The 10,583-nt window shown below is 26.7% G+C and carries 11 protein-coding genes and 1 pseudogene; all 12 read right to left on the reverse strand.

Annotated elements, in window-relative coordinates; genetic code table 11:
• Positions 1–130: 130 nt before the first annotated feature.
• Positions 131–862 (reverse strand): annotated as a pseudogene (locus JWF52_RS19245) (nitrogenase component 1).
• 25 nt (positions 863–887) lie between these two features.
• Positions 888–1,082 (reverse strand): hypothetical protein, encoded by a 195-nt coding sequence (locus tag JWF52_RS06885; protein ID WP_208332823.1) that lies wholly within the window; start codon positions 1,080–1,082, stop codon positions 888–890.
• Positions 1,083–1,342: 260 nt separating this feature from the next.
• A complete protein-coding gene (locus tag JWF52_RS19650) occupies positions 1,343–1,585 on the reverse strand; it encodes a LytTR family DNA-binding domain-containing protein (RefSeq protein ID WP_208332837.1) in 243 nt (80 codons plus the stop codon).
• Positions 1,582–2,082, reverse strand: a complete 501-nt coding sequence (locus JWF52_RS06895; protein WP_208332825.1) for a response regulator — start codon at positions 2,080–2,082, stop codon at positions 1,582–1,584. The genes JWF52_RS19650 and JWF52_RS06895 overlap by 4 nt, the downstream gene beginning before the upstream one ends.
• Positions 2,083–2,095: 13 nt before the next feature.
• A complete protein-coding gene (locus JWF52_RS06900; protein ID WP_208332827.1) occupies positions 2,096–3,355 on the reverse strand; it encodes a sensor histidine kinase in 1,260 nt (419 codons plus the stop codon).
• A gap of 98 nt (positions 3,356–3,453) precedes the next feature.
• On the reverse strand, positions 3,454–5,082 hold the full coding sequence (locus JWF52_RS06905) for a hypothetical protein (RefSeq protein ID WP_208332828.1): 1,629 nt from the start codon (positions 5,080–5,082) through the stop codon (positions 3,454–3,456).
• Positions 5,083–5,084: 2 nt separating this feature from the next.
• Positions 5,085–5,870 carry an ABC transporter ATP-binding protein gene (locus tag JWF52_RS06910; RefSeq protein ID WP_208332829.1) on the reverse strand — a complete coding sequence of 262 codons (786 nt, stop codon included), beginning with the start codon at positions 5,868–5,870 and terminating at the stop codon, positions 5,085–5,087.
• 185 nt (positions 5,871–6,055) lie between these two features.
• A complete protein-coding gene (locus tag JWF52_RS06915) occupies positions 6,056–6,583 on the reverse strand; it encodes a 4Fe-4S dicluster domain-containing protein (RefSeq protein ID WP_208332830.1) in 528 nt (175 codons plus the stop codon).
• Positions 6,583–7,959 carry a [FeFe] hydrogenase, group A gene (locus tag JWF52_RS06920; protein ID WP_208332831.1) on the reverse strand — a complete coding sequence of 459 codons (1,377 nt, stop codon included), beginning with the start codon at positions 7,957–7,959 and terminating at the stop codon, positions 6,583–6,585. Before JWF52_RS06920 ends, JWF52_RS06915 begins: the two co-directional genes overlap by 1 nt.
• An 18-nt stretch (positions 7,960–7,977) precedes the next feature.
• Entirely contained in the window at positions 7,978–8,529 is a 552-nt protein-coding gene (locus JWF52_RS06925; RefSeq protein WP_208332832.1) for a 4Fe-4S dicluster domain-containing protein, read from the reverse strand.
• A 30-nt stretch (positions 8,530–8,559) separates the two neighbouring features.
• The gene (gene fdhD, locus JWF52_RS06930) at positions 8,560–9,273 is read right to left on the reverse strand and encodes a formate dehydrogenase accessory sulfurtransferase FdhD (RefSeq protein ID WP_208332833.1); all 714 of its coding nucleotides are present in this window, start codon (positions 9,271–9,273) and stop codon (positions 8,560–8,562) included.
• On the reverse strand, positions 9,270–10,583 hold a 1,314-nt coding region (locus tag JWF52_RS06935), incomplete at its 5' end, for a molybdopterin oxidoreductase family protein (RefSeq protein WP_208332835.1). The genes JWF52_RS06935 and fdhD, both read right to left, overlap by 4 nt.

Genomic DNA, 10,583 nt, shown 5'->3' on the forward strand with positions numbered 1-10,583 from the left:
CCAAATATTGCAACTTTTTTTACTTCCTTTATAGAAGTAAAATTTACGTTTAATTCCAAATATATGATTTTTTACACTATTTACTTCAGCATTTAAATTACTCACACTTAAATTCCAAGAAGTAATCTCTTTAACCTTTTCTATAAATGCTATTGAATTTTTGAGCCCATAAATATTCATATATATATATATATGGTATATTAAATTTTTCTTCCATAAGTTTGGCCGCTTTTAAAACTTCTTTTCTTATAACTATGTTAAGGGATGATATAGATGCTTTTTCTATATCTTCAATAGTTGAGTACGCTGTAAAAGTCGTATTTACATATTTATTAAATAAAGTTTTCATCATTCTTTTTAACTCTTCACTGTCAGATAAAAAATTATATTTATCAATATTTGAACCTATTATATTATAAGTTTGTGTGCTTTTTTCTATATTTAATTATTCTCTAGCTTTTACAATATTATTTATAATAAGTTCTAGAGCATTTTCAACTCCTACATTATAATCATCTTTAAACCCTGCTGTTGTTATTGGTATAAGTTTTGAATTAACCCTATCTTTTAGATATCTACATATACTTTTAACATATGCTCCTATTACAGATGATACTGAAGATGCCATTACAAATATGTATTTAGGCTCTATATTTTCGTCTACTTCTACTATTGACTTTTCAAGTCTATCATACTTACCAAAAGTTACATCACTTTGGTCCATATGAGTTGAATATATTTTTGCATTATTATCTCCATTTAAGCTTCCTACTACTTCTATTCCATAATGAGTCGTCCCTGCTGGACCAAATTCTATGATACATACTCCTTCTATTGATGATAAAGTCCATATCATACCCATTCTATCATTTGCTACTGGAAAATACTTATACACTTGCACTTAGCATACCTCCCATTTTAGTATTTGATTCTAATGAAAATAACTTGATTAGAGTTTCCATTATACCAATTGGAAGTTCATATCCTATTTTTTGTGCATGTTCATCTAATGTTATTTGCATTAATCCATTTTGTTTAAGTAACATTGGATTTTCATGCCCTATGTATAAATCTGCTCCCATTGTATCGTATAATTCTCTAAGTGGATCAATGTTTGCAATTCTACTTATATACGTATTAAATCCTTTTTTAGTATTATCACATCGACTGTAAAAAACATTGTATTTGGGCTGAAATATAAATTTTATGTACTAAAATTTATATTTAAAGCAAGTTAAATTTTTTATAAAAACCAATCATATATTAATTGCAATTACATTATAACAGTAAAATAAAAAAACAGCTAAATCAATTGATTTAACTGTTTTTTATTTTTTTAATTTTATATAGCATTTTTATTATCTGTCATATTATCTATAATCTTATTTATTAAAAGCATCGAAATAAGACATCTACTTCCATCCTCCATAAATAAAATTCTTTGCTTTTTATCAATACGTAATACTTTATCCCTATTTACAATAAAAGATCTATGACATTTTATAAACCTTTTATCTAGTTTATCTTCTATATCTTTTAAAGTTCCTTTAAATTCTACATAACTATCATATGTATGTAAGGCTATTGTTCTTTTTTTGCAGTCTCAAAGAAAAGAATATCATCATATCTTATTTTTTCTACACATTGGTTATTTTCTATCGTTATGAATTCACTGTCACTATTTTTTCTAAGTTTTTCGTCTATAAATGTTAAACAATCTTCTACTCTTTTGTAAATGCCTTCTATACTATCTTTAACTATATAATCTACAGCCCGTATATGGTATTTAAAAGTAAGTTGACTCATCTCTGGATGAGATGTAATCATTACTATAATAGCATTTTTATCTATGTCATTTATCTTTCTAGCTAACTCAATACCATTTATATCTTGCCCTATTTCTATATCTAAAAAGTAAACCCCATTGGAGTTATTTATGTTTATATAATCTAATATTTCATAGGCTGAATTTGTGGATAATTGTATTTTACCTTTTATTTCTTTATCAGTTAATATCTCCTCTATAGTATTTTTTAAATTTTTTCTTTGTTCTTTATTGTCTTCACATATAAATATATTCAAATATCTCTCTCCCCTAGCTATATATCTCTAGTTTTTGTATAAAATTTTCATCTAATTTAATTGAAAAACAGATATCTTCATATTTGTCTAGTATCTCATTTAAATTACTCAATCCTATACCTCTATTTATTCCTTTCGTAGAAGTTCCTCCTTTAATTAATTCGGCTAAACTATCAATTTTCTTTATATATGTATTTGAAATTAAAAAATATGTACAACTTGAATTTCTGTCTATGCATATATCTATATTAGGTTTCTTACATTCTAAGCTAGCTTCTATACAGTTATCTAAAATAATACCTAAAACTCTGCATAAATCTACAACGTTCATATTTATATTTTTTATATTTTTATAGATATTTATATTTATATTTATTCCTAATTCTTCAGCCTTTATTAATTTAGATAAAATTAACCCCTTTAATTCTATATTTTTTATATTTGACACTGATGTAATATTAAAATTATATGAATTTAAATTTTCACTTAAAGGCTCTATATTAGAATAGAAAAATTCTTTTAAGCCTTCCATATCATTTTCTTGCATATATCCATTCATAGACAGTAAAATATTTTTATAGTCATGCCTAAATTTTTTCATCTCATTAGTCATAATTTCTAATTTCTTATTATATTCATTTATTTCCTTCAATCTATTTTCGTTATTTACCATACTTACTAAAAATAAAAAAGCTATAAATGTTATAAAATATAAAATCAATAGTATTCTTCCTGAAGGTTGATTTATATCTTCTATGCTAAGTAATTTTATTTGCCTTATAGTCTCTAAGTATATGGTTAGTACTAATATAGAAGTTAATATAATCATTGTTTGAATTTTGACATTGAATTTTTCTATATTTCTCATTATTAATTTATTTATATATCTAGCCAATAAAAATAATAATAAATAATTAATTATATAATATAGTCCTATATTTAATATATTATTATCCTTACATATACTTATATTAAATATATCAAAATGTATATTGTAACAAACAATATTAACAACCATACTTAGTAAAGTTGTGCTCAATGGTACTATAATAGTAAGCGATATCTTCTTCGTAAATTTATATATAATAAACGACATAACAATATTTCCAACGTACAAAGGCGATATTCCTAAATATTTATATGCAATTAATAAAAATACATATATTACAAAAGAGTATATTATTATTAAAAATTTATTAACTTTTAAACTATATATATTTATAAAAGCTAATACCATTCCTATATATGCTAGAATTGTATAAATATATGCCATTTTTATTTCCCCTTTAAATAAGGTTGCTAATAATTAAAATTATTTTCAACCTTAACTGATTATTTTAATATAAGATATATAAATTATTTTATATCTTCCTATACTTTAAATATTTTATTCCAGCTTAATTTAATAAATAGTAATAATACTATAAAATAAATTCCTGTATATAATAAACTACTACTAACTATAAAATGTATTATAGTTATAATCCCTACAACAAACATCGACTTTATCATAGTCAAAATATTTTCACCTGAGTTAGTATTTTTATACTCTGATGAAAAAGGACGCTCTTTTTTATTAAGTTTAAATGTAACCATAGAAGTAACTATTATAGCTACAAACATAACAGCTAAATGAATTATAACTTTAGCTTTAAATATTAATAAAAATACTACACTTAAAACTATGTAAACTGGGAGTATTAATTTATAGATACTTGCTTTAAACATACCTGAATATAAATTTTTGTCATCCTTTATAGGAAGTACATCATAAATCCAAGATGCTTCATACTGACTTGAGAACTTAAGAGTAGTAACTATAGTTTGGCTCATTAAAACAAACATATATCCCATTAGGTAATATTTCTCATTGCTTAAACTGTTTATATAATTTATTATCCCACTTGAATCATATGAAGACATCATCATTATAAATGGCATGAAAGTAGCTAAGGCTAACGATGGGTATGCTTTAGTTTTAAAGTCTCTATCTTTGTCTAATACATTATATACAAAATTAAAAAATGTTCTTTCTTCTTTATTTTTACAAATAATTTTACTTGCTTTATAAGATAGGCTATCTTTAGTTTTTATTTTCTTATAAGTGTTATCACTTAATTTTTGAAGATTATATTCAAATGTTGGTATAAGCTTTATATATATGAATATTGATACTATAGGTACTATTAACGATAATATACTTAACAATCTTATTGTATTATTTGGTTCATCTCCTAAAAATATATTAAAATTAGCTCCAAACCACATTGGAGGAAGTAGTATATTCCATATTTTAGGAACATATACAAACTCCATATCTATAAAACTAAAAGCTCTTACTACAAATTGATATCCTACTACAAATATAAGTAAAAAACCTATTTGGAATGTATTTATCATATCTTTTAGTTTTTCTCCACTAAATAACTTTAATATAACAAAATACATACTTGCAGTTATTATAATCATTAATATATCTATAAATAATATGCTGACTAAAAGTAATACAAAATACATTATACCATATCTAAATGATGCAATAAGCCCACCTCCACCTATTGCTAAACTTAAAAGAGATATGTATATAAATATATGGGTAATTTTAGCTGCATTTAAGGTTTTTGAATCTACTCCTTTAGTTACTATTATATCTTTGTCATTTATATCTAATATAACACTTGAAAAATCTGATATAAAAACACTTAAAATCATTATCATAAAGAAACTAAAATATAAACTCATTTTTATAATAGGATTTATATTCATAATAACTATTGGTGCTGAAAATAGTCCTATTATTGCATACACTATTAATGCAGTAAAAAAATAATTTTTATCTTTAGTTGTATCTTCATTAAATCCGGCTACATTTTGTCCACGTCTTCCATCCATTACTAATTTAGATTGGACAATTAATCTCATTATCTTATAGTTTACTCCACATTTTTGGTAGATACCTTTGAATAAATCTAAGATTTTTAACATAAAAAATTCCTTCATATCTACTCTCCTTTTAAAATATCTACAAATTTATCTGCAAGTTCACTATGTTCATCAAATCCTGTAAGATTATTAAATATTTCTTCTAGAGAACCTTCAAAATTACAATTTTTTATTTCTTCAAAGTTACCATCCGCCACTATATTTCCTTCATTTAAAAGAATTATTCTATCACTAAGCTTTTCAACGACTTCCATTATATGAGATGAATAAAAAATAGTCTTACCATCTTCCTTTAATTTTTGTAGTATCTCTTTTATGAGAAGAACACTGTTTGCATCCAGTCCACTTAGTGGCTCATCTAAAAATAATATATCTGGGTTATGAATTAAAGCTGATATTATTACAACCTTTTGCTTCATTCCCTTTGAAAAAGAAGATAGTCTTGAGTTATATGCTTCTTCTATACCTAAAACTTCCATAAGTTTTAAAGCTTTCTTATCACATTCTTCATAATCAAGTCCATATATTTGCCCCGTAAATGTAAGATATTCTCTTGCTGTTAAGCTTTCGTATACTTTTGCTATTTCTGGAACATATCCTATTTTTTCTTCATAATTGTTATCTTCATTTTCGATGTTTTTCCCAAATATAGATACTTCTCCACTATAACCTTTTACTAAACCTAAAAGTATTTTTATTGTTGTACTTTTCCCTGCACCATTTGAACCGATATATCCTATTATATTCCCCTTATATATATCTAAATTTATTCCCTTTAAGACCTCTTTATCGCCATAAGTCATTTTAAGGTCTTTTATTTCTATTATTTTTTCTGAATTACTCATTTTACCTCCCAATAAAGCTATTAATCATTTGATATTATTATAACATAAATATCCATATCTATTAGTTTCAAATTCTTAACCATTTTCTTGTACTTTCTTTACTTTTTATTAAAATTTTTAGCATAAAAAATATCGGATAAAGTTATTTAACTCAATATCCGATATTTTTTATTTATATTTTATATTTAAAAATCCATACGACTAGATGCTGATTTTCTTTTGTTTTTTACAGAAATATCTAAATCCTCTTTTTTAATTATTTTAAATGCTTGTGTTGGACATACTTTAACACATTGAGGTCCACCTTCACTTTCAACACATAAGTCACACTTATTAGCTACCATTTTTTCTTTGAAGCATAACTTATTTTCATCAATTTCTTTTAAATTTGCTAAATCTATTGCACCTATAGGACAAGCAATCATACAAGTTTTACACCCTACACATTTTTCTTCTAAAATTTTTATTGTATCTTTAACTTTAACTATACATCCATTTGGGCATACATTTACACAAACCGCATCCTCACAATGTCTACATTGTACAGGAGCACTTACTTTATTAGTTTTTATAACATCTAATTTAGGATTAAAATTTATATCATCTATATTTTTTTCAAATATATTTTCGTTATTATGAGCAACTACACAAGCTATCATGCAAGTTCTGCATCCTATACATTTATTTGGATCTGCTATTACAAAAGAATTCATTAATTAGTCACTTCCCTTCCCATACAATACTTTGTGTGTAACAGCTTATGTGACTTTTCTCCTAGTGGCTCACCTAAGTAATCTTTATATATTTGTTTTATTGCAGGATTTTCATGGGATTTCCTAATATCTAAGTTACTATCATGATTATAAATTGATTTTGCTCTATTTGAATATGCAATATCTCTGTATTCTTCTAATAATAACTTCGGCTGACCACCTCCACTTACACATCCAGCAGGACAGGTCATAACCTCTATAAAATCTAAATCCAAATTTCCATCCTCTAAATCTTTTAAAATTGATACTACATTCTTAAGCCCACTAATAACTCCAACTCTTAAGTTTAATTCTCCAACTTTTATAGTCGACTTTCTAATTTCACTGTCTCCTCTTACCTCTAAAATATCTATTTTAGGTATACTTTCTTTTGTTATTAACTCATAACCAGTTCTAATAGCAGCTTCCATAACGCCACCAGTCACTCCAAATATTGTAGCAGCTCCCGTATAATTTCCTAATATATCATCAAATTTGCCTTCTATAATATTTTTAAAATCTATATTCATTTCTTTTATTAAATAAGCTAACTCTCTTGTTGTTAAAACAACATCCACATCCTTATATCCACTTGAATTCATTTCTTCTCTATCGCACTCATACTTTTTGCATGTACATGGCATTATAGACACACTATATATTTTTGATGGCTCTATTTTATTTAGTTTTGAACCGTAAGTTTTAAATACAGTTCCACCCATTTGCTGTGGTGATTTACAAGAAGATAAGTGATGGATTAAATGTGGGTAATTATCTTCCATAAATTTAACCCAAGCAGGACAGCAAGAAGTAAACATAGGTAAATTTTTATTTTCACTTACTCTTTTTATAAGCTCACTGCCTTCTTCCATTATAGTTAAGTCTGCTGCAAAGTTGGTGTCATAAACTCTATCAAAATTTAATTTTCTAAGGGCTGTTGCCATTTTTCCTGGCGTTAAAACTCCTAAATCGTAACCAAAATCTTCACCTAAAGCTACTCTTACTGCCGGTGCACATTGAACTACTGTAAAAATTTCTGGATCTTTTAAAGCTTCTTTAACTTTTTCTATATCGCAAGTATTAAAAGCTGCAAATAATGGTTCTTTTAAACTAACTGGAAGTTTTCTTTCTTTTCGTTTGTTATCTAAAAACTCATAGCCTTCATCTATAATAGAAGCATATGATTTACAAATTTGAATACACTGACCACATATAACACATTTATTAGTATCTATCCTTTGAGGTAAGCCTTCTTCTCCATAAATTGCATCTACTGGACATACTTTAGAGCATTGTTTACATCCTGTACATACCTCTTCATCTATATTAACTATCATAAAATCCCCCATATCCCTTTAGTTTTTAGTCATTAATAAACTTATTGCAGCTTTTTTATTTTTCTGTTTTTTATCATCTATTGGATCAATTAACTTTAAGGCTTTATTAGGACATGCATTTATACATGCTATTTTTTCGCTATCTTTGCATAAGTCACATTTATATGCTATTTTTTTTCCATCATCTAAATTTATTTGTTCTACCTTTTTTCCTTCTTTATATTGAGATTGTAGGTCTATTGCCCCTATAGGGCATGCTAATAGACATGTTTTACACCCTACACATAAGTCTTCGTCTATAAACATTATGTTGTTTTCTTTTTTAATAGCTCCATTTATACAGCTATTTAAACATGGTGCATCTTCACAATGTCTACACTGTATTGGAATACATGAATGTTTATCCTTGACTAAATATAACCTTGGTATAATGGGTACTTCAACAGTTCCAACTGTAAACCCTATATTATTATTTTTATTATGAGAAACAAAACAAGCTAACTCACAAGCTCTACAACCTATACATTTACTGTAGTCTGCTACTACAAATGAAGATATACATTTTTTCATATTCCCCCACCTTTTAAACTTAAATTAAGTTTATTTAATTATAACTCTATGATCATTTGCATAAATATTCATTCTTTTCCCTCTTACAAACCCGATAAGAGTTATATTTAGTTTTTTTGCAAGTTCTATTGATAAATTAGTCGGAGCTGATTTAGATACAACTATAGGTATACTATTATTAACAGCTTTTAACATCATTTCCTGAGAAATTCTACCACTAACTACAACTATCTTATCCTCTAAAGATATATCATTAATAATACAATAACCTATAGCCTTATCCATTGCATTATGCCTTGCAACATCTTCACATATTATAATTTCTTTATTATCATCGAATATGGATACACTATGAACACCTCCAGTATCTTTAAATAAACTTGAGTAAGTTAAATTCCTCTCCATAATTTTATAGATACTTTCTATGTTAATACTAATATCTGATTTTGAAGTACTTAAATCTTTAATATTTATTCTTTTATTATTGGTATTTACTATAGCAACTCTATTTTCTTTATCAATTTTCAAAACATCTAAATCTTTAAATTTATCTATATATCCTTTATTTTTGATAAATCCAACTACAAGTTCATAAAGATTGTATGGAGTGCACAACAATGTCCCTATATCCACATTATTTAAAATAATTTTTAGAGGGTATTCCACTACAATGTCTTCATCTAAATTATTCATTTTAAAATCTTCAAATTTTGTTATTGGAACTTTTAAAGTTGAATTTATCATATATTTTCCTTCTTAATCATCATACTTTCTCTTATTTTTTTATACTCATCTTTAATATAGTTTTCTGCCCACTGTTGATTTTCAATTTTTTCAACTTTAACAGCACAATACTTATACTCTGGTGTTTTAGAAACAGGATCTAACTTAGCAATTGTAAGTTCATTACAAGCCCCTATCCACCATTGATAAGTCATATAGGTAGCTCCCTTTTTAACTCTATCAGTTACTAAAGCCCTAGTTATTACACTACCTCTTCTTGAACTTACTCTTATTAATTCATTTTCTTTTATATCTAATTTTTCTGCATCTTCAACACTTATTTGAAGATAACCCGGTTCATCTTCAAGACTTCTTAGTGCTCTACAATTTCCTGTCATTGTTCTAACTGAATAATGGCCAACCTCTCTTACAGTACATAAACTAAAAGGATATTCCTCATCTTCCATTTCAAATGGAGGTCTCCATTCTGTAGCAAATAAATTACCTTTACCATTTGGAGTTGAGAATGTTTCACCTTCATATAAGTACTTAGTTCCTACATCATTCATATCTTCATTTTCACAAGGCCATTGAACAGATCCTAGTTTCTCCATTTTTTCATAGGTAGCGCCATAGAAACTTGGACATAGATTTCTCATTTCATCCCATATTTCTTTAGTATTGTTATATTCCATTTTATATCCCATGGCTGTTGAAATTTCACAAATTATCTGCCAATCTGTTTTCACATCTCCTTTTGGCTCTACTGCTTTTCTCATTAATTGAAATCCTCTATCCGCACAAGTATAGACTCCATCATGTTCTCCCCATGAAGTAGATGGCAATACTACATCTGCATGAAGTGCTGTTTTGTTCATAAATATATCTTGAACAATAACAAATTCTAATTCATCTAAAGTTTCTCTCACTTCATTCGCGTCTGGATCACTTTGCACTGGATCTTCACCAAATATATAATATGCTTTTAGTTTTTTATCTTTTAAAACTAAATCTGGGACTTGAGTTAAACTATATCCATTTTTAGGCGATAAGCTTACTTCCCATGCTTTTTCAAATTTTTCTCTTATCTTCTCATCTGCTACATTTTGATATCCTGGATATACATTAGGAAGTACTCCCATATCACAAGTTCCTTGAACATTATTTTGACCACGAACTGGTCCTATTCCAACACTTTCTCTTCCAAAATTTCCAGTTAAAAGCGCAATTGATGCCAATCCTTTTACAACATCTACTGCCTGTGAAAATTGAGTAACTCCCATTCCATAAAGTATCATTGCATTTTTACCTTTTGCATATTCCCTCATCGA

Source organism: Clostridium sp. CCUG 7971 (assembly GCF_017590215.1).
Classification (GTDB): Bacteria; Bacillota; Clostridia; order Peptostreptococcales; family Peptostreptococcaceae; genus Faecalimicrobium.